The organism is Streptomyces sp. NBC_01334 (assembly GCF_035983595.1).
Taxonomy (GTDB): domain Bacteria; phylum Actinomycetota; class Actinomycetes; order Streptomycetales; family Streptomycetaceae; genus Streptomyces; species Streptomyces coriariae.
Genome location: NZ_CP130718.1, coordinates 6,879,650 through 6,898,850, shown reverse-complemented (window position 1 = coordinate 6,898,850; position 19,201 = coordinate 6,879,650). Strand labels below are relative to the sequence as shown.

Annotated in this window: 21 protein-coding genes; 2 read left to right on the top strand and 19 right to left on the bottom strand. The window is 70.7% G+C overall.

The features are described 5' to 3' along the window. Window positions 1-87: 87 nt before the first annotated feature. A complete protein-coding gene (rlmN, locus tag OG736_RS31125) occupies window positions 88-1,194 on the bottom strand; it encodes a dual-specificity RNA methyltransferase RlmN (RefSeq protein ID WP_054239714.1) in 1,107 nt (368 codons plus the stop codon). 237 nt (window positions 1,195-1,431) lie between these two features. Beyond that, entirely contained in the window at window positions 1,432-2,829 is a 1,398-nt protein-coding gene (locus OG736_RS31120; protein WP_327185306.1) for an NAD(P)-binding domain-containing protein, read from the bottom strand. Between the two features lie 183 nt (window positions 2,830-3,012). Between OG736_RS31120 and OG736_RS31115 the strand changes: the two genes are divergently transcribed. Then, window positions 3,013-3,381 (top strand): ArsR/SmtB family transcription factor, encoded by a 369-nt coding sequence (locus OG736_RS31115; protein WP_327185305.1) that lies wholly within the window; start codon window positions 3,013-3,015, stop codon window positions 3,379-3,381. 158 nt (window positions 3,382-3,539) lie between these two features. Here the strand turns inward: OG736_RS31115 and OG736_RS31110 are convergent, their stop codons facing one another. The 5 genes from OG736_RS31110 to rpsB form a co-directional block, all read right to left on the bottom strand. Then, window positions 3,540-4,721, bottom strand: coding sequence for a phosphatidate cytidylyltransferase (locus OG736_RS31110; protein WP_327185304.1), 1,182 nt, complete (start codon window positions 4,719-4,721; stop codon window positions 3,540-3,542). Continuing rightward, entirely contained in the window at window positions 4,721-5,278 is a 558-nt protein-coding gene (frr, locus tag OG736_RS31105; RefSeq protein ID WP_020128692.1) for a ribosome recycling factor, read from the bottom strand. The genes OG736_RS31110 and frr overlap by 1 nt, the downstream gene beginning before the upstream one ends. 183 nt (window positions 5,279-5,461) lie before the next feature. Further along, complete coding sequence (pyrH, locus tag OG736_RS31100; protein WP_054239716.1) at window positions 5,462-6,220, bottom strand: UMP kinase; 759 nt, start codon at window positions 6,218-6,220, stop codon at window positions 5,462-5,464. Between the two features lie 185 nt (window positions 6,221-6,405). Beyond that, on the bottom strand, window positions 6,406-7,242 hold the full coding sequence (tsf, locus tag OG736_RS31095) for a translation elongation factor Ts (RefSeq protein ID WP_327185303.1): 837 nt from the start codon (window positions 7,240-7,242) through the stop codon (window positions 6,406-6,408). 146 nt (window positions 7,243-7,388) lie between these two features. Continuing rightward, window positions 7,389-8,348, bottom strand: coding sequence for a 30S ribosomal protein S2 (rpsB, locus tag OG736_RS31090; RefSeq protein WP_327185302.1), 960 nt, complete (start codon window positions 8,346-8,348; stop codon window positions 7,389-7,391). A 280-nt stretch (window positions 8,349-8,628) separates the two neighbouring features. Between rpsB and OG736_RS31085 the strand changes: the two genes are divergently transcribed. Then, on the top strand, window positions 8,629-9,207 hold the full coding sequence (locus OG736_RS31085) for a M23 family metallopeptidase (RefSeq protein ID WP_327185301.1): 579 nt from the start codon (window positions 8,629-8,631) through the stop codon (window positions 9,205-9,207). 1 nt (window position 9,208) lies between these two features. Here OG736_RS31085 and OG736_RS31080 read toward each other — a convergent pair whose 3' ends face one another. The 12 genes from OG736_RS31080 to rplS form a co-directional block, all read right to left on the bottom strand. Beyond that, the gene (locus OG736_RS31080) at window positions 9,209-9,766 is read right to left on the bottom strand and encodes a TetR/AcrR family transcriptional regulator (protein ID WP_171402260.1); all 558 of its coding nucleotides are present in this window, start codon (window positions 9,764-9,766) and stop codon (window positions 9,209-9,211) included. 108 nt (window positions 9,767-9,874) lie between these two features. Further along, complete coding sequence (gene whiG, locus OG736_RS31075) at window positions 9,875-10,717, bottom strand: RNA polymerase sigma factor WhiG (RefSeq protein ID WP_327185300.1); 843 nt, start codon at window positions 10,715-10,717, stop codon at window positions 9,875-9,877. Between the two features lie 263 nt (window positions 10,718-10,980). Then, window positions 10,981-12,141 carry a DNA-processing protein DprA gene (dprA, locus tag OG736_RS31070; RefSeq protein ID WP_327185299.1) on the bottom strand — a complete coding sequence of 387 codons (1,161 nt, stop codon included), beginning with the start codon at window positions 12,139-12,141 and terminating at the stop codon, window positions 10,981-10,983. Next, window positions 12,138-13,763, bottom strand: coding sequence for a YifB family Mg chelatase-like AAA ATPase (locus tag OG736_RS31065; protein ID WP_327185298.1), 1,626 nt, complete (start codon window positions 13,761-13,763; stop codon window positions 12,138-12,140). The genes dprA and OG736_RS31065 overlap by 4 nt, the downstream gene beginning before the upstream one ends. 1 nt (window position 13,764) lies before the next feature. Then, the gene (locus OG736_RS31060) at window positions 13,765-14,172 is read right to left on the bottom strand and encodes a YraN family protein (RefSeq protein ID WP_327185297.1); all 408 of its coding nucleotides are present in this window, start codon (window positions 14,170-14,172) and stop codon (window positions 13,765-13,767) included. Window positions 14,173-14,259: 87 nt separating this feature from the next. Further along, a complete protein-coding gene (locus OG736_RS31055) occupies window positions 14,260-14,568 on the bottom strand; it encodes a DUF2469 domain-containing protein (protein ID WP_005311352.1) in 309 nt (102 codons plus the stop codon). Between the two features lie 56 nt (window positions 14,569-14,624). Then, window positions 14,625-15,161, bottom strand: coding sequence for an NUDIX hydrolase (locus OG736_RS31050; RefSeq protein WP_327185296.1), 537 nt, complete (start codon window positions 15,159-15,161; stop codon window positions 14,625-14,627). Continuing rightward, window positions 15,151-15,927 carry a signal peptidase I gene (gene lepB / locus OG736_RS31045; RefSeq protein WP_327185295.1) on the bottom strand — a complete coding sequence of 259 codons (777 nt, stop codon included), beginning with the start codon at window positions 15,925-15,927 and terminating at the stop codon, window positions 15,151-15,153. Before lepB (OG736_RS31045) ends, OG736_RS31050 begins: the two co-directional genes overlap by 11 nt. Window positions 15,928-16,048: 121 nt before the next feature. After that, a complete protein-coding gene (gene lepB, locus OG736_RS31040; RefSeq protein WP_327185294.1) occupies window positions 16,049-17,032 on the bottom strand; it encodes a signal peptidase I in 984 nt (327 codons plus the stop codon). After that, window positions 16,920-18,017, bottom strand: coding sequence for a signal peptidase I (gene lepB, locus OG736_RS31035; protein ID WP_327185293.1), 1,098 nt, complete (start codon window positions 18,015-18,017; stop codon window positions 16,920-16,922). The genes lepB (OG736_RS31040) and lepB (OG736_RS31035) overlap by 113 nt, the downstream gene beginning before the upstream one ends. After that, a complete protein-coding gene (gene lepB, locus OG736_RS31030) occupies window positions 18,010-18,741 on the bottom strand; it encodes a signal peptidase I (RefSeq protein ID WP_327185292.1) in 732 nt (243 codons plus the stop codon). Before lepB (OG736_RS31030) ends, lepB (OG736_RS31035) begins: the two co-directional genes overlap by 8 nt. 45 nt (window positions 18,742-18,786) lie before the next feature. Then, a complete protein-coding gene (rplS, locus tag OG736_RS31025) occupies window positions 18,787-19,137 on the bottom strand; it encodes a 50S ribosomal protein L19 (protein ID WP_020128707.1) in 351 nt (116 codons plus the stop codon). Window positions 19,138-19,201: the final 64 nt, after the last annotated feature.

Genomic DNA, 19,201 nt, shown 5'->3' with positions numbered 1-19,201 from the left:
GCTGTGGCGCTCCCCTGTCGGAATATGAAGATGTATTGATACGGACGTACTGATACCCGATACGTCGTACCTGATACCGGGGTCAGACTACCGCTCGGTGGCCGCGAGCTGACCGCACGCCCCGTCGATCTCCTGACCACGGGTGTCCCGCACCGTGACGGGCACGCCGTGCGCGGCGATCGCCTCGACGAAGGCCTTCTCGTCCTCGGGCCGGGATGCCGTCCACTTCGAACCCGGGGTCGGGTTGAGCGGGATGAGGTTGACGTGCACGGGCTTGCCGCGCAGCAGCCTCCCCAGCCGGTCACCACGCCAGGCCTGGTCGTTGATGTCGCGGATCAGCGCGTACTCGATGGACAGCCGGCGCCCGGACCGCTCGGTGTACTCGAACCCGGCGTCCAGCACCTCGCGCACCTTCCACCGTGTGTTCACGGGGACGAGGGTGTCGCGCAGCTCGTCGTCCGGCGCGTGCAGGGAGATCGCGAGCCGGCACTTGAAGCCCTCGTCGGAGAACCGGTGGATGGCCGGCACCAGCCCGACCGTCGACACGGTGATGCCCCGCTGCGAGATCCCGAGCCCGTCCGGAGCCGGGTCGGTGAGCGCGCGGATGGCGCCGACGACCCGCTTGTAGTTGGCGAGAGGCTCGCCCATCCCCATGAAGACGATGTTGGAGAGCCGAGCAGGCCCCCCGGGCACGTCCCCGTCCCGCAGCGCCCGCATCCCGTCGACGATCTGGTGCACGATCTCGGCGGTGGACAGATTACGGTCGAGACCCGCCTGCCCGGTCGCGCAGAACGGGCAGTTCATCCCGCAGCCGGCCTGCGAACTGATGCACATCGTCACCCGGTCCGGGTAGCGCATCAGCACCGACTCCACGAGCGTGCCGTCGAACAGCCGCCACAGGGTCTTACGGGTGGTCCCCTGGTCCGTCGACAGATGCCGCACGACCGACATCAGGTCCGGCAGCAGCGCCTCACGCAGCTTCTCGCGAGCACCGGCGGGGATGTCGGTCCACTCCGCCGGGTCGTGCGCGTAACGCGCGAAGTAGTGCTGCGACAGCTGCTTGGCACGGAACGGCTTCTCCCCGATCTCCGCCACGACCTCCTTCCGCTCGGCGGGCGAGAGGTCGGCGAGATGCCGCGGCGGCTTCTTGGCTCCGCGGGGGGCGACGAAAGTGAGTTCTCCGGGTGCAGGCATAACACGTCCAGTGTGGCAGATCATCTGCGGGGCCCCAGGCCAGAGCGGGGTGGGGGTGGTCACCCGTGGGCGTCCTCTGTCAGCGTCGGCCGACCTCGGACGGCCCAGGGACGGCGCGGGGCGCGTGCAATGGAGAGGGGATGCCCTCTCCGGAGGGGCGCGAGTGGACATGCTCGAGCTGATGGAACGGCGGCCGAGCGCGGAGTCGCGCCCCTCTTCGAGGTCGACGGGGAGCGGTCACGAGCCGCAGCAGCCGTCGGCCTGGCCCTGCTCGTCGAGCTCGAGGGCCGGGGCTGCACCGATCTGGACGAGAGCGGGCGCGGGCGAGCAGCAGCCTCCTGCGTCCTGGTCGGCCTCGGGGGCGTCGAACAGCCCGGCACCACCGCATACGCCCGTCTCGGGCAGGGTCAGTTCGACGCGGTCGGCGGATTCCAGGTCGCCCGCGATCGCGGCGGCGACGGACCGGACCTGCTCGTAGCCGGTCATCGCCAGGAACGTCGGGGCGCGGCCGTAGGACTTCATCCCGACCAGGTAGATGCCTTGCTCCGGGTGCGACAGTTCGCGGTGGCCGTGCGGGTAGACGGTGCCGCACGAGTGCTGGTTGGGGTCGATCAGCGGTGCCAGCTCGACCGGGGCCTGGAGGCGCACGTCCAGGTCGAGGCGAACCTCGGACAGGAACGACAGGTCGGGGCGGAACCCGGTCAGCACGATGACCTCGTCCACCGGCTCCAGCCGTCGGCCGTCCTCGGCGACCAGGACCGGTCGGCCGCTGCCGTCACGCTCGATGGCGTCGGTGCGGAAGCCCGTGACCGCGTCGGCGTATCCGTCGTCCACCGCGGCCTTCGCCGCCAGGCCCAGAGCACCGCGAGCGGGAAGCTGGTCGGCTGAGCCGCCGCCGAACGTAGAACCGGAGATGCCACGACGCAGGACCCATACCGCCTTCGTGCCCTTGCCGTCTTCGGTCTTGGCGAGGTCGGCCAGCTGGGCGAGTGCGGTGAAGGCGGACGCTCCGGAGCCGATGACCGCCGTGCGCCTGCCTGCGTGGCGGGCCCGGACGGCGGGGTCCTTCAGGTCGGGGATCCGGTACGTGACGCGGTCCGCCGCCGCCTTCTCACCGAGCGCGGGCAGCCCGTCGGCGCCGGCCGGGGAAGGTGTGGACCACGTGCCGGACGCGTCGATCACCGCGCGGGCGAAGATCCGCTCCTCCCGGCCGTCGGCGTACTCGACGTGCACGACGAAGGGCTGGGTCGCTCGGTCGGCGTCCACGATGCGATCGCGACCGGCCCGCGAGACGCCGGTCACGGTCGCGCCGAAGCGGACACGCTCCCCGAGGACTTCGGTGAGCGGCTCCAGGTACCGCGCCACCCAGTCGCCCCCGGACGGGTACGTCGCCGGGTCGGGCCTGGTCCAACCGGTCGGGGCGAGCAGCTTCTCGGCGGTCGGGTCGACCACCTCGCCCCAGGCGGAAAAGAGCTTCACGTGCGACCACTCCCGCACCGCCGCCCCCGCGGTCGGCCCGGCCTCCAGGACGAGGGGGTCCAAGCCCCGGTCGACGAGGTGAGCGGCGGCGGCGAGACCGGCGGGACCGGCTCCGACCACGAGGACGGGCAGCTCGGTAAGGGCAGGCGCGTTCACGGCGACTCCTTGCTTGTTTCGACATCTGTCGATGCCTTGTACGCCCCAGCATGGCACCTGTATCGATGAGCGTCAACATAGACATTCATCGAAATGAACCTCGGACGACAGGACCGCCTCCACGCCGCCGGGCGCTCTCACACGCTCCCCCTCGCCTGGTTCGACGTGTGTCAACATAGACGCATGTCGAACACCAAGACGTTGCCGCTCCTGGAGCCAGAGGTTGCCGAGGGTGTCCTGCCGTGTTGCCCGCCACTCACCGAGCGCCCGCTGACGGCCGAGGAGGCCGAGCGGACCGCCGCGATGTTCAAGGCGCTCGGTGACCCGGTGCGGCTTCGACTGTTCTCGCTCGTCGCCTCACACGAGGGCGGGGAGGCCTGCGTGTGCGACATCTCCGACGTCGGGGTCTCCCAGCCGACCGTCTCCCACCACCTGAAGAAGCTCAAGACGGCCGGCCTGCTGACCTCTGAGCGGCGCGGCACATGGGTGTACTACCGGGTGGAGCCGTCGGTGGTGGCGGGCATGGGGCAGATGCTCGGTTCCTTGGGCTGAGCCGTTCGAACGGACCGCGAGGACGGCGGAGGCAGTCACCGGCGGCGAGCCCGGACGGACCGTGTGCCGGTCGGCGGAGGGGGCCCGTCACACGGCGACGGGCCCCCTCCGCCGAACAACAGGGAGAGGGCCCGTACGAGCCGGTCGTGCGGTGTGGGTCAGCCGGAGCCCACGAACAGGACGAGCAGCAGCCACACCACGGGAGCCGTGGGCAGCAGCGAGTCCAGGCGGTCCATGATGCCCCCGTGGCCCGGGAGCAGGGTGCCCATGTCCTTGATCCCCAGGTCCCGCTTGATCATCGACTCGCCGAGGTCGCCGAGCGTGGCGCTGGCCGCGACGGCGAGGCCGAGCAGCAGACCCTGCCACCAGGTGCCGTCGTCGATCACGAACTGCATCAGCAGCGCGCCGGCGGCCATCGCGAACGACACCGCGCCGAGCAGGCCCTCGCGGGTCTTGCCCGGGCTGATGCGCGGAGCGAGCTTGGTCTTGCCGAAGCGCCAGCCGACGGCGTACGCGCCCGTGTCACTGACGACCGTCAGGACCAGGAACGTCATGACGCGGAACGCTCCGTCGTCGGCGGTGAGCATCAGGGCGACGAACGTGGCCAGGAACGGGACGTAGAAGGCCGCGAAGACGCCGGCGGTGACGTCCTTCAGGTAACCCTCGGGCGGTTCGGTCATCCGCCAGACCAGCACCGCGAGCGCGGTGAGGGCCATGGCGACCCAGGCGCCCTCGGGGCCCCGGACGTATCCGGCGACGACCATCGCCGCACCGCCGACCGCGAGCGGCACGAGCGGCGCCTTGATGCCCTTGCGCTCCTGAAGCCTGCTGGTCAGTTCCCACAGGCCGACGACGACGGCGACCGCTATCACGCCGATGAACACGGCCTTGACGACGAACAGCGACGCGATGATCACCACACCGAGCCCGACCCCGACCCCTATGGCCGCGCCCAGGTCTCGGCCCGCACTCTTCTTCTGGGGTGCGGGCGCCGGGTGAGAGGCGTCGGGCATGGGCTCCGGATTCTGCGGCACCGCCGCGTGGGGCTGTGCCGACGGTGTGTCGATGCCGTGGGCGGCGTCGCCGTACGGCTGGTTGCCGTAGGGCCGGTCCGGGAACAAGGGGCCGCCCGGCCGAGCGGCCCCCCGGTCGTCATCCTGGTTTCCGCCGCGCGCGGGTACGTCGGGGACGATGGGCATGGGGCGAGTCTGCTGCGCCTCAGGCGCATCGTACGCGGGACCCGCCGGGGCGGCCCCCTGGACAGGCCCCTGGTCGACGGGCCCCCAGTACCCGGCCCGCGACCCGGCGTGTGGCGGTGAGCCCCAGGAAGAGTCGTTCATCAGACCTCGAGCAGCTCCGCTTCCTTGTGCTTCAGGAGCTCGTCCACCTGGGCGACGTACTTCGCGGTGGTGTCGTCGAGCTCCTTCTCCGCACGGCGGCCCTCGTCCTCGCCGACCTCGCCGTCCTTGATCAGCTTGTCGATCGCGTCCTTGGCCTTGCGGCGGACCGCGCGGATGGACACCTTGGCGTCCTCACCCTTGCCCTTGGCGACCTTGATGTAGTCGCGGCGGCGCTCCTCGGTCAGCTCGGGGAACACCACTCGGATGATGTTGCCGTCGTTGCTCGGGTTGACGCCCAGGTCGGAGTCGCGGATCGCCTGCTCGATGTTGCGCAGCGCGGTCTTGTCGAACGGGGTCACGACCGCCATGCGCGGCTCCGGCACGGAGAACGAAGCCAGCTGGTTGATCGGCGTCGGTGCGCCGTAGTAGTCGGCAACGATCTTGTTGAACATCGCCGGGTGCGCACGGCCGGTGCGGATCGCGGCGAAGTCCTCCTTGGCGACCACGACGGCCTTCTCCATCTTCTCCTCGGCCTCGAGGAGGGTCTCTTCGATCACCACTTGCTCCTGCGTGTCTTGAGTAGGCCCGGCTGCGGTTCCTTGCGGAGGCGGCGGCCGGCTGCGTCGCGTCTTCTTCCTGCACGGTTCCCGACCGGCAGGACATTGTCCATCCCCCGGTCAGGGTCCGTCCCCCGGTCAGGTGTTGTCGTACGAGACCGGGGTTCTACGGGGTTCTACCGGTCAGGACCGGCTGCCCTGCTCACCCACAAGCGTGCCGATCTTCTCACCCTTGACGGCGCGAGCGATATTGCCCTCGGTCAGAAGCTCGAAGACGAGGATCGGGAGCTTGTTGTCGCGGCACAGCGTGATCGCGGTCATGTCGGCGACCTTGAGGTCGCGGGTGATGACCTCGCCGTAGCCGAGGGCGTCGAACTTGACGGCCGCCGGGTTCGTCTTCGGGTCGGAGTCGTAGACGCCGTCCACGCCGTTCTTGCCCATCAGCAGCGCCTCGGCGTCGATCTCCAGGGCGCGCTGGGCGGCGGTGGTGTCGGTGGAGAAGTACGGCATGCCCATGCCGGCACCGAAGATGACCACGCGACCCTTCTCCAGGTGCCGCACGGCGCGCAGCGGGATGTACGGCTCGGCGACCTGGCCCATGGTGATGGCGGTCTGCACGCGGCTGTCGATGCCCTCCTTCTCCAGGAAGTCCTGGAGGGCGAGGCAGTTCATGACCGTGCCGAGCATGCCCATGTAGTCCGAGCGGGCACGGTCCATGCCGCGCTGCTGGAGTTCGGCGCCGCGGAAGAAGTTGCCGCCGCCGATCACGACCGCGATCTCGGCACCGTCACGGACGACGGCGGCGATCTCACGGGCGATCTTGTGCACCACGTCGGGGTCCACGCCCAGGCCCCCGCCACCGGAGAATGCCTCCCCGGACAGCTTCAGCATGAACCGGCCGCGTAGTTTGCCGTCGTCGCTCTTCTGGGCCTTGGTGGTCATGGGAGATCCCGCCTCTTTCACGTGGTGCACATGCGAAGAAGACCATTGCCGGTGGGGTGTTCCAACCCGTGCGCGGCAATGGCCTCCTCGTCAGATCTGCTGTCGTCCGTCACGCACACGCGTGACGGCGTACCGGACGACTGCGTCCGACCCTATCGGGCCGGAGCGTCGATCGCGGCACGGACTCAGATGCCGACCTTGATGCGCGTGAAGCGCTTCAGGGTGACACCGGCCTCGTCCAGGATCTTCTGGACGGACTTCTTGTTGTCCAGCGCGTACGGCTGGCCGAGCAGCGTGGCGTCCTTGAAGAAGCCGTTGAGGCGACCCTCGACGATCTTCGGCAGGGCGGCCTCGGGCTTGCCCTCGGCGCGGGTGGTCTCCTCGGCGACGCGGCGCTCGGACTCGACGACCTCGGCCGGCACGTCCTCCTTGGAGAGGTACTTCGGCGCGAAGGCGGCGATGTGCTGGGCGATGCCCTTGGCGACGTCGGCGTTCGGCTTGTCCAGCTCGACGAGGACACCGATCTGCGGGGGCAGGTCGGGCATCGTGCGGTGCATGTACGCGGTCACGAAGCCGTCGGCGAACTGCGCGAAGCGGTCCAGCACGATCTTCTCGCCGAGGTTGGCGTTGGCCTCGTCCACGAACGCCTGGACGGTCTTGCCGGCCTCGATCTCGGACGCGAGCAGCGCCTCGAGGTCGGCCGGGGAGGTCTTGACGACGTGCTCGGCGATCGCGTTGGCGACGGCCTGGAACTTGTCGCCCTTGGCGACGAAGTCCGTCTCGCACTTCAGCTCGACGAGGACGCCGGAGGAGTTGTCGTCAGCGATGATCGAGACCACGGCGCCGTTCTCGGCGGAGCGGCCCTCACGCTTGGCGACGCCCTTCTGGCCCTTGATCCGGAGCGCCTCGACGGCCTTGTCGACGCTGCCTTCGGCCTCGTCCAGCGCCTTCTTGCAGTCCATCATGCCGGCGCCGGTGAGCTCACGGAGCTTCTTGACGTCAGCGGCGGTGTAGTTCGCCATGATCTGTGAATCTCTCTCGGAGTTCGAAGTCTCGAAGATCTGGGGGCTGTGGGTGAACGGCGGGCGGTGCGCTCGGCACCCCCCGCCGTCACTTCGTCCCTAGGGCCGTACGGACGACGCGGCGCCCGTACGGCCTACGGCCTGACTCAGGCCTGCTCGCCCTCGGCGGCCGGAGCGGCCTCGGCGGCGGGGGCCTCAGCCTCGGCGGCGGGAGCCTCGGCGGCGGGGGCCTCGGCCTCGGCGGCGGGAGCCTCGGCGGCCGGGGCCTCAGCCTCGGCAGCGGCCTCGGCCGGCTTCTCGGCGGCCTCGTCCGTGGTCTCGGCGTCGGCCTTCTTCTCGCCCTCGAGCAGGTCGCGCTCCCACGCGGCCAGCGGCTCGCCGGCGGCCTTGTCGCCCTTGTCGCCGGTGGCGACGCCGGAACGGGAGATGAGGCCCTCGGCGACGGCGTCGGCGATCACGCGGGTGAGCAGGGTGACGGAGCGGATCGCGTCGTCGTTGCCCGGGATCTTGTAGTCGACCTCGTCGGGGTCGCAGTTGGTGTCGAGGATGGCGACGACCGGGATGTTGAGCTTCCGGGCCTCGCCGACCGCGATGTGCTCCTTCTTGGTGTCCACGATCCAGACGGCGCTGGGCACCTTGGACATCTCGCGGATACCACCGAGGGTCTTCTCGAGCTTGGCCTTCTCACGCGAGAGGACCAGGAGCTCCTTCTTCGTCAGACCCGAGGCGGCGACGTCCTCGAAGTCGATGAGCTCGAGCTCCTTGAGGCGCTGAAGGCGCTTGTAGACGGTCGAGAAGTTGGTGAGCATGCCGCCCAGCCAGCGCTGGTTGACGTACGGCATGCCGACGCGGGTGGCCTGCTCCGCGATGGCCTCCTGCGCCTGCTTCTTCGTACCGACGAACATGACCGTGCCGCCGTGGGCGACGGTCTCCTTGACGAACTCGTAGGCGCGGTCGATGTACGACAGCGACTGGAGCAGGTCGATGATGTAGATGCCGTTGCGCTCGGTGAAGATGAAGCGCTTCATCTTCGGGTTCCAGCGACGGGTCTGGTGACCGAAGTGGACGCCGCTTTCCAGCAGCTCCCGCATCGTGACGACGGCCATGGCCGTTCTCCTCGGGTTTCTCGGTTGTACCGCGGGGACCGGACGGTTCCCGCGCCTGACGCCCGCGATGCGCCGAGCCACGAAGGACCGAGGGGCGCAGATACCGGAGAACCGACCGTGGCCAGCCCCCGATACCGGGGCGTGCGAAGTCGACCCGGTGACCCGGATCGCCAGAAGAAGTGTACGGGACCGGCGGGGCACCGGGTGACGCCGCTGTCCACAACCGGCGGGTGGTCCACAGGTCACGGCACAGGTCACGGGAACACGCGACGGTGGCGTCATGCACGCACAGCGATTCACGGCCCTGCTGCCGGTCCTGTCGATGATGACGCTGGCCACGGTGGCGTGGGCGGACCCGCAGGTCGCACCGGGAGCCCGGGCTCTGCCTGCGCCGCCGCCCGTCCCGGCGATCGGCCGGGCCTGGCCGGTGGGCACCCGTCCGGCGGTGCTGCGGGGGTGGGAGCCACCGGCCGGCCCGTACGCCCGCGGCCACCGAGGCGTCGACCTCGCGGCACCGCCGGACGCTCCGGTGAGGGCGGTGGCTGCCGGCCGGGTGTCCTTCGCGGGGCGGGTGGCCGGCCGGGGCGTCGTCTCGGTGGAACTGTCGGCGACGGGCCGGCCGCCCCTGCGGACCACCTACGAGCCGGTGCGGGCGTCGGTGCGCAAGGGCGACGAGGTGGCCCCGGGCCAGGCCGTCGGCACGGTGGAGCCGACGGGCTCGCACTGCGTACGAACGTGTGTGCACTGGGGGCTGCTGAGCGGCAGGACGTATCTGGACCCGCTGTCGCTGCTGCCCCCGTGGCTGCGGCGGAGCGGCCCGTCACGGCTGCTGCCGGTGCTCGGCGTCCCCCTGCCGTGACTCAGCCCCGGACGCCCCGCAGCACCATGCCCACCGCGGCGTCCGTGATCGCCGAGGGATCCTCCGCGGCCCCGAGCTCGATCCGCCGCACCGCCGCGTCCACCACGCCCTGCAACAGCATCGCCGCCAGCCGGGGCTCCGCGTGCCCCAGTTCCGCCAGCGCCGCCCCGATCATCGCCACGAGCCCGCCGTGCGCCGCCCGGATCTTCTCCCGGGCTCCCGCGTCCAGCTCGCTCGCCGAGATCGCCACGACGGCCCGGTGCCGCCGGTCGCCCACCAGGGCGAGCTGCCGGCGCACATACGCCTCGACCTTGGCCTCGGCCCCGTCGGCCGCGGCCATCGCCGCCTCGACCTCCGCCGCCCACACGGGGAAGTCGACCTCGCACAGCTCCTCGACCACGGCGGCCCGCGACCGGAAGTACTCGTACACGGAGGAGCGCGCGAGTCCCGTGCGCTCGGCGAGGGCCGGGAAGGTCAGCGCCTCCGTCCCGCCCTCGGACAACAGGGAGCGTGCCGCGTCCAGCAGGGCGGCACGCTGCATCGACCGGTGCTCGGCCACGGAGGCCGCTCGAATCCTTGGCACGTCGACCACTCTACGGACGCTCCACCCCCGGCGGGAGTGACTGCGCCCGCACTTGCGTCGCCCGGCCGGGCCGGCCCGGCCGGTTCAGCGGCCGAAGCTCGCCAGTTTCGCGCGCAGCTGGAGGACCGACTTGGTGTGGATCTGACTGACCCTGCTCTCGGTCACACCCAGCACGTTCCCGATCTCGGCGAGCGTCAGACCCTCGTAGTAGTAGAGCGTGACGACCGTCTTCTCCCGGTCGGGCAGCGTGTTGATCGCCCGCGCGAGGAACCGCCTGAGCTCCCGGTCCTCGGCCACCTCCACGGGGTTGTCCGCGGCGGTGTCCTCCAGCGTGTCCATGAAGCTGAGGCCGTCCCCGTCCTCACCCCCGACGTGCAGCAGCTCCTCCAGCGCCACCACGTTGGCGAGCGACAACTGACTGAACACCGCGTGCAGTTCGTCCACCGCGATGCCCAGCTCGGTGGCCACCTCGCACTCCGACGGCGTCCGCCGCAGCCGGGCCTCCAGCGTCGCGTAGGCCCGCTCGACGTTGCGCGCCTTCTGCCGCACCGACCGCGGGATCCAGTCCAGCGCCCGGAGCTCGTCGATCATCGCGCCCCGGATCCGGGTGATCGCGTAGGTCTCGAACTTGATCTCCCGTTCGATGTCGAACTTCTCGATCGCGTCGATCAGTCCGAACACCCCGGAGGACACGAAGTCGGCCTGTTCCACATTGGGCGGCAGGCCGACGCTCACCCGGCCCGCCACGTACTTCACCAGCGGTGAGTAGTGCAGGATCAGCTGCTCCCGCAGCCGTTCGTCCCCCGTCGCCTTGTACGACCGCCACAGCTCGTCGAGTGTCGAGGGAGCGGGCGGCCGCACGCTGCCACCGTCACGGGCGGCTGGGGTGATCGCCGCCCGGTCGGACCCGGAGGTGTGCTGGGGCATTCGTCGCCTTGTGCCGTTCTGCCGTGAAGTGCGTGAGGTGGGTACCGCGTGGTGCAGAGGTGCCGGTCTGTGCCGGAATCCTCGTGAGCGTAGCGTGACTGACGTGTCGCGGTGAGCGAAGAGCGCGCCCCGACCGGTACGCAGATACGTTCCGCTGGACGCACTCCAGGGTCACTGCGGTCACGGCGGCCGATCCCGGCATGGGTCAACTGCCGGAATCCCCAAGGCTTTCGGCGTTCCCCCGGACGGCCGAACACCCCGGGTCAACACGGACGTCGACCCCCTCGAACGGAGACCACCGCCTGGCGTGTCAACTTCCAGCCGTCGCCGTGTCGTTCGACGTAGCCGAGCGCTCTGAGTTCGTACAGTCTCGCGATCGCGTCGTCCGGTGTGGTCCGGGCCTCGCGGGCGACCTCGTCGACCGCCGCGGGTCTGCGGGCGGGCAGCGCGGCCAGGACCCGCCGGGCAGCCGGCTCCAGCAGATCGCGCGGCAGCGCGGGGCCACGCCGGTCGGGGGCCAGCTCACCCATGTCACCGACCAGTTCGACGACCTCCGCGGCATCGGTGACCAGCACGGCCTCTCCCCGCAGCAGTTCGTGCACACCGGCGGAGAGTCCACTCGTGGCCGGCCCCGGCACCCCCATCGTGTGTCGGCCCAGCCGCTGGGCCGCCCGAGCGGTGACCAGCGAGCCGCTGCGGTAGGCGGCCTCGACGACGACCGTGCCCCGGGTGAGCGCGGCGATCACCCGGTTGCGCAGGAGGAACCTGCTCGGGGTGGGATGGTCGCCGGGCGGCAACTCGCCGATCACCAGACCCTGTTCGGCGATCCTGTTGATCAACGCCGTGTGGCCGCGCGGATAGGGCTGGTCGACCCCGCAGGCGAGGACGGCGACGGTGGCGCCGCCCGCGCCGAGGGCGCCCCGGTGCGCGGCGCCGTCCACCCCGTACGCGCCCCCCGACACCACCACCCAGCCCTGTTCGGCGAGGCCGGCGGAGAGGGTGGCCGCCATGTGGGCGCCGTACTCGGTGCACGCGCGGGCACCGACGACGGCGACCGACCGCAGCGCCCACATCCGCAGACTGGGCCGCCCCCGCACCCAGAGCCCCAGCGGCCGGGCGTCCCCGAGCTCGTCCAGCGTGCCCGGCCACTCGGCGTCCCCCGGGCACACGAACCGCACCCCGGCCTCCCGCGCGAGGGCCAGATCCCGCTCCGGCTCGGCCTGCGCGGCCCGCGCCCGCAGGCCGGCCCAGCGCCGCGCGGTCACCCCGGGCAACGGCTCCCCGTCGTCCCGCAGCCGGCGCACCACCTCCGGCACGCCCCGCTTCCGCACCCACTGCCCGCCCACCTCGTCGCCGGGCTCGAGGACCCTCCCGAGGAAGACCCGGGCGAGCCGGTCGCCCGCCGGTTCGCCGCCGCCGCTCACGTCAGGGCCCCGAGGGCCATCGGCACACCGCGCGGCACCCCCGTGCGTAGTTGCAGGGCCAGGTTCACGTCCATCGTGCCGGGCCGGTCGTGGCCGACCAGGTCGGCGACGGTCCAGGCGACGCGCAGGACCCGGTCGAGCCCCCGGGCGGTCAGCACCCCTCGCTCCAGGCTGCGCTCCGCCTCGTCCATGGCACCGATCTCGGCATGCCAGCGGTTGCGCAGCTCCCGCCCCGGCACCTCGCTGTTGGTCCGCCACGGAGTGCCCGCCAGCCGGGCCGCCGCACGTTCGCGGGCGGCCCTGACCCGGTCGGCGACGATCGCCGTGGACTCACCTCCGGGACCGCGGTGCGCGAGCTCGGCCCGGCTGACCGGGTCGACCTCGACCCGCAGGTCCACCCGGTCGAGCAGCGGGCCGGAGAGCCGTGCCTGGTAGCGGCGGATCGCGGAGGGCGGGCACTCGCACAGGGTGTCCCGCTGCGAGAACCGGCCGCACGGGCAGGGGTTCGCCGCGAGCACCATCAGGAAGCGTGCCGGGAACCGCACCACTCCGGCGCTGCGCGCGATCACCACGTGCCCGGCCTCCAGGGGCTGCCGCAGGGCGTCGAGGGCGTGGCTGCCGAACTCGGGGGTCTCGTCGAGGAAGAGCACCCCCCGGTGGGCCAGCGAGACGGCGCCGGGTCGGGCGAACCCGGCCCCGCCCCCGACCAGCGACTGCATCGTGGCCGAGTGGTGCGGGGCGCAGTACGGGGCCACGTCGATGAGGGGCTTGCCCGGCGGCAGCAGCCCGGCCACCGAGTGGACCGCGGTGACCTCCAGCGACTCCTGTCGGCTCAGCCGGGGCAGTACGGCAGGCAGGCGCTCCGCGAGCATGGTCTTGCCGGTCCCGGGCGGTCCTTCCAGGAAGAGGTGGTGTCCGCCGGCCGCGGCCACCTCCACCGCGGTCCGCGCCGAACTCTGCCCGACCACGTCCGCGAGGTCGTGCTCCTGGTCCGGATGAGCGGCTCCCGTGCTGTGCATCCCGGTGGCCGCTCCCGTGCCGGGCATCCGCAGGCCGGCCAGGAGCGGATCCGGCCGGCCCGCCTCGTCCGGTTCCTCGTCGGGGACCGGCTCGTCGGCGAGGATCGCGATCAGCTGCCGCAGGCTGCGCACCCCGAGCACGGAGACGCCGGGGACCAGCGCCGCCTCGGCGGCGGCGCACTCCGGCACGACCACCTGTTCGTATCCGGCGTCGGCCGCGGCCAGCACGGCGGGCAGGATGCCCCGGACCGGGCGCACCCGTCCGTCCAGACCGAGCTCTCCGATCATGACGATGTCGGCGAGCACCCGCGGGTCGATCCGTTCGGCCGCGCCGAGCACGGCACTGGCGATGGCCAGATCGAAGCCGCTGCCGCCCTTGGGCACCGATGCGGGGCTGAGTCCGACGGTGAGCTTCTTCTGCGGCCATTCGCCGCCCGAGTTCACCACCGCCGCCCGTACCCGGTCCCGGCTCTCGCTCAGACTCTTGTCCGGCAGCCCCACCAGCGTGAACGCCGCCACTCCCGGTTCGAGGTCGGCCTGCACCTCGACGACGACGCCCTCGACGCCCACCAGCGCCACCGAGCACGTACGCGCGAAGCCCATCTCAGGCCACCCCCCGCGCGTGCTCGACTACGGCCGCCCCGCGGCGGGGCAGGACGACGCCGACCAGATCGATGCGGACGCCGCCCGGCGGAGCTCCCCCGTGCGCCTGGATCCACCGTTCGGCCAGGCCGCGCAGGCGCTCGGCCTTCTCCGGTGTCACCGACGCCATCGGGTGCTGGAATCCGCCGCCGCTGCGGGTCTTCACCTCGCAGACGACCAGGACGTCGCCGTCCCTGGCGACGATGTCGATCTCACCGGTCCTGCCGCAGCGCCAGTTGCGCTCCAGGACCGTCATCCCGGCCTCGACCAGCCGTCGTGCGGCCAGATCCTCGCCGTACCTGCCGCGTGCACCTCGGGCCAGATCCGTGTGCGTGTTCACGTGGGCACCACCTCCGGCACCCACGTTCACGCATCCGCCGCCACGAAAAAGATCTTGGTGGACAACCCGGGGGCTGTGGAAAACCCCGTCACCCGCACGAGCGCTCCAGCACGGGACTCAGCTCCCGGGAAGCTCCAGATCGCTCTTGTTGAGCTCCTCGATGTTCACGTCCTTGAACGTGAGCACCCGCACCTGCTTCACGAACCGGGCCGGCCGATACATGTCCCACACCCAGGCGTCCGCCATCGACACCTCGAAGAACACCTCGCCCTGGACCGAGTGCACCTGCATCTCGTAGTCGTTGGTGAGGTAGAAACGCCGCTCGGTCTCGATCACGTATTTGAACAGACCGACGACATCGCGGTACTCCCGGTAGAGCTTCAGCTCCATCTCGGTCTCGTACTTCTCGAGGTCCTCGGCGCTCATGGCATGTTCCCCTTCAGCCGTGCGATCTCCCCATTGTGCGCCAGTCCCGTGCGCCTCTAGACGATTTCCGTGTCCAGGGTTACGGGTCCGGCCGGAGGACCTTCGTCGAGCAGCCTGCGCAGCAGCTCGGCGAGTCTGGTCGGATACACCGTCTCATGTGCCCGCGTCAGTTCCTCACAGGTCCACCAACGCGCTCCGGCGACGCTGCGCCGCTCCAGCTCGGTCAGGGCCGTGGCGCGCGTCGCCGTCACCGTCGTACGGGCCAGGTAGTACCACTCGTCCTGGTCCCAGCGGCGGCCCGCGAACGGGAAGGAACACATCCGCCGCCACAGCACGGGGCCGAGTTCGACCTCGGTGATGCCGGTCTCCTCGACGAGTTCCCGCAGAGCCGCCTCCTCGCGGGTCTCGTCGCCCTCCACACCGCCGCCCGGGGTGAACCACCAGTTGTCGGCCGGGTCGTCCGGTTCATGGCCGTGCAGCAGCAGGATGCGGTCCCGCGGGTCGAGGAGGACGACCCGGGCCACCTTGCGCAGCCCGCCCTCGTACGAGTCGACGCCCGCGCCCGTCGGCTCGTCCGTGGTCTCAGCGGGCACCGGCCGCCTCCGGCCGGGCACGGCGGCCGGACGTCCGCTTGGCGATCGGGCCGTACGCCGCCCCGCCGAGGACCAGCACACCACCGGCGACGATCAGCCAGCCGATCGTGCCCAGCGGGCCCGGCTGGGAGAGGGCGCCGAGCGTCTTGAAGCCCGTGGGGCGCTCCAGCATGCCGTTCATGGGCCAGACCACGGCGTCGACACGGGCCGCGACGGCGCTGCGCGCGACCGTGCCCTGGGCCGCGTCCGTGAGGTGGGCGGTGGAGTCCAGGGAACCCTCCCGCTCGTCGCCGAGCAGGAAGAGCCGGCCGTCCGGGACCTTCACGGTCGGGAAGTTCTTGATCTCGGCCAGGCTGCCCGCGGGCAGATACGGTTCCTCGATCTCCTTGCCGTTGACGGTCAGCTTGCCTTCGGTGCAGCAGGAGACCGTGTCGCCGCCGACCGCTACGACCCGCTTGACCACGGGCGCGTTGCTCGCCCAGGTCTTGTCGGTGAAGACGACGACGTCCCCGCGGCGCACCTCGTCGCCGTCGACGCGCTGGGCCAGCACCCGGTCGCCGGCGGCGATCGTCGGGCTCATGGAACTGGTGGGCACGGTGTACGGCCGGTAGAGCAGGGCTCCCCACCCGAAGCCGCCGAGGAACAGCACGAGGCCCAGTGCGACGGCCAGTCCGGACAGACGCTGTCCGGTCCGGCTGCCCACCGGGCCACTGTTGGTGCCACCGCCACTGTGCGGGGCCGTACGCGTTGTGCTCTCGCCACCCATGGATCCGCACCCTACCCGGCGGTACCGAACCGGGTCAGCCCTTCTTCCCCGGTCTTCCCGAGCCTTGGTCACAAGCTTGGGAAAGGGTTTGCCGAGTGTCGGCCGCGCGGAAGCCGGAAGGTCAGCGGGCCGCGGAGTCCTCCGTGCGCCGACGACGCCACAGGACGACGGGGACGACGCCGACGAGCGCGAGGCCCTGCGGGGCGACCGTCAGAACCGCGGATCCCGCGGACTGGGTGTTCAGGCCGTCCTGGTCGAAGGTGTCCGGCACCGGCAGCGTGCCCCAGCGGGTGAGCGGCCAGGCCTTGACGACGGCACGGCCGACGACCTGGTCGACGGGCACCATGCCGTGGTTCTTGTCGGACTGGTTGTAGCGCGAGTCGCGCGAGTTCTGACGGTGGTCGCCCATGACCCAGATGAAGCCCTTGGGGACCTTCACGGTGAACTGGCCGCCCTGGTCGTCCTGGCTGCACGGGGTGTTGCCGGGGTACACGTACGACGTCTCGTTCAGCGCCTTGCCGTTGACCGTCAGCGGGCCCGTGCCCTTGCACGAGATGGTGTCGCCGCCGACCCCGATGACCCGCTTGATCAGGTCCTTCTCCTCGGCGGACGGCATCAGGCCGATCCAGCTGAGGACGGTCTGGAAGGCGTTCGGATCGGCGGTGGCCTCGCCCGCCAGCCAGTTGTCGGGGTCGTGGAAGACGACGACCTCGCCGCGCTCCGGCTCGGAACCGAACCACGGGGTCAGCTTGTCGACGAGGACCCGGTCACCCTCCTTGAGGGTGTTCTCCATCGAGGCGGAGGGGATGGAGAACGCCTGCACGAGAAACGTCTTGATCAGCAGCGCGAGGACGAGCGCGATGCCGATCAGGATCGGCAGCTCCTTCCAGAAGGAGCGGGGCTTCTTCGGCTTCGGGGCCGGGCCGCCTGACCCTTCGCCACCGCTCCGGGGCGGCTCGTCCGCCGGCGGGCCGTCGCCGCCCGCCGCCGGGTCACTCCCGGAGGTCACGGCGCTGTCGGAAGCCGGGTCGGCGGCTTCCACGGGATGACCGCGGTGCTCCTCGCCGTCGTGCCCGGACCGTGCGCCAACCGCCACATCCCCCACGCCAACTCCTCACTCTGTGCCGCTGCCTGCCCCACGTACGACGCAGGCCCACCACTCCCATAACGAGCGGGAGTTCCGCAGGGCTCGGGAGTTGTCGAACCGATCCGTTCGGATCGCCGGGGGCAACCCTATGCGACAGCTGGGCGGACGCGGTCGCCGTGGCGGCCGAGCCGGTGACGGATGCGAAAGTTTGCGGTTCCTTGAGACGGACCCAGTGCCCCAGCGGCCAGGCGATGACCATGGCCCGCCCCACCACCTCGTCCTCCGAGACGGTGCCGCCGTAGTCGGTGTTCTGGTGGGCCCGGGAGTCGGCGGAGTTGGCCCGGTGGTCGCCCATCACCCACAGCCGCCCCTGGGGGACGGTGATGTCGAACGACGTGCTGGAGGGGTCGTTGCCGGGATACAGATACGCCCCCTCCTCCAGGGGCACGCCGTTGACGGTGACCCGCCCCTGCGTGTCACAGCACACGACGCGATCGCCGCCCACCCCGACAACCCGCTTGATGAGGTCCTTCTCGTTGTCGGACGGCAGCAGACCGATGAAGGTGAGCCCCTCCTTGATCTGCTTGACGACGACCGGGTCCGCCTTCTTGGTGGTGGTCTGCTCGTCGTTGAGCCAGCCGCCGGGGTCCTTGAAGACGACGACGTCCCCGCGCTCGGGCTTGGAGCCGAACCACGGGGTGAACTTGTCGACCAGGACACGGTCGCCGATCCGGATCGTCTGCTCCATGGAGCCGGAGGGGATCACGAAGGCCTGCACCAGGAAGGTCTTCAGGACCAGGGCTATCAGGACGGCCACACCGACCAGCAGCGGTATCTCCCGGACGGCCGAGCGCCTGCGCTTGCGCTTGACCTTGCGCTGGAGCTTGCGCCGCTCCGCGCGCGTGCGACCGCTGCCCGAGCTCGAGGTGCGCCGGGCGCCGGTGGGCAGCAGGTTGTCCGCGGCGCTGGTGGGGATACCGCGCGGCCTTCCACGGTTACCCATGGGCGCCCTCCGCGCCGGGCACGCGCGCGTAGGCGCTCGGGCGGGGCAGGCGGGTGAGGTGCGCGTAGGGCCAGAGGATCCAGTCGGCGCGGCCGATCACACGGCCGACGGGGATCATGCCGCCGCCCGGTGAACCGAGGTGGTCCCGGGAGTCGCTGGAGTGGCTGCGGTGGTCACCGAGGACGAACAGGGTGCCCTCGGGCACGACCACGTCGAAGTCCACCGTGGAAGCGCCGTCGCCGGGATACAGGAACGTCGACTCGTCGACCGACCGGCCGTTCACCTTGATCCTCCCCTCCTTGTCGCAGCAGACCACGTGATCTCCCCCTACACCCACGACGCGCTTGATGTAGTCGAAGTTCCCGAAGTACCCGGTGCCGTCGAACACGACGACATCGCCGCGCCGCGGCTCGGCACCGAAACGGTACGCCAACTTATTTACGAGAACGCGGTCGCCGATCCTCAATCCGTTTTCCATGGATCCGCTGGGAATCTGGAACGGTTGCGCCACGAAAGCGTTGAGGACCAGCAAAAACAGCAGGCAGATCAGCAGGGTCAGACTGATCCGGCCGCCCGGGAGCCACTGCGTGATCCGCCCCACCAACGCGAAACGCGACCGTCCCTCCGGTCCTACCGCCTCCGGGGTCTCCTGGGAGACGTCCGCGGGAACGGAAGGGTGGGAGGAGCGGTCGCGCTCCGTCGTCGGCTGAGCTTCGGTGTCCATCGGGGCCAGATGCTATCCGGCCGCTCTATGAACCCCGGAAGGCACTCAGTTGTCGCGCTTCTCCTTGATCTTCGCGGCCTTGCCGCGCAGCTCGCGCAGGTAGTAGAGCTTGGCGCGACGCACGTCACCGCGGGTGACGAGCTCGATCTTCTCGACGATCGGGGTGTGCACGGGGAAGGTGCGCTCGACGCCGACGGAGAAGGAGACCTTGCGGACCGTGAAGGTCTCGCGGACACCGGCGCCCTGGCGGCGGATGACTACGCCCTTGAACTGCTGCACACGGGAGCGGTTGCCCTCGATGACGCGGACGTGGACGTTGACGGTGTCACCCGGGCGGAAGGCCGGGACGTCGCTGCGCAGCGACGCGGCGTCGACAGAGTCGAGCAGGTGAGACATTTCGTCTGCTTTCTTCGCTGATGCCACAGGTCATCAACGGAACTAGATGTTCGAAGATTGAGTG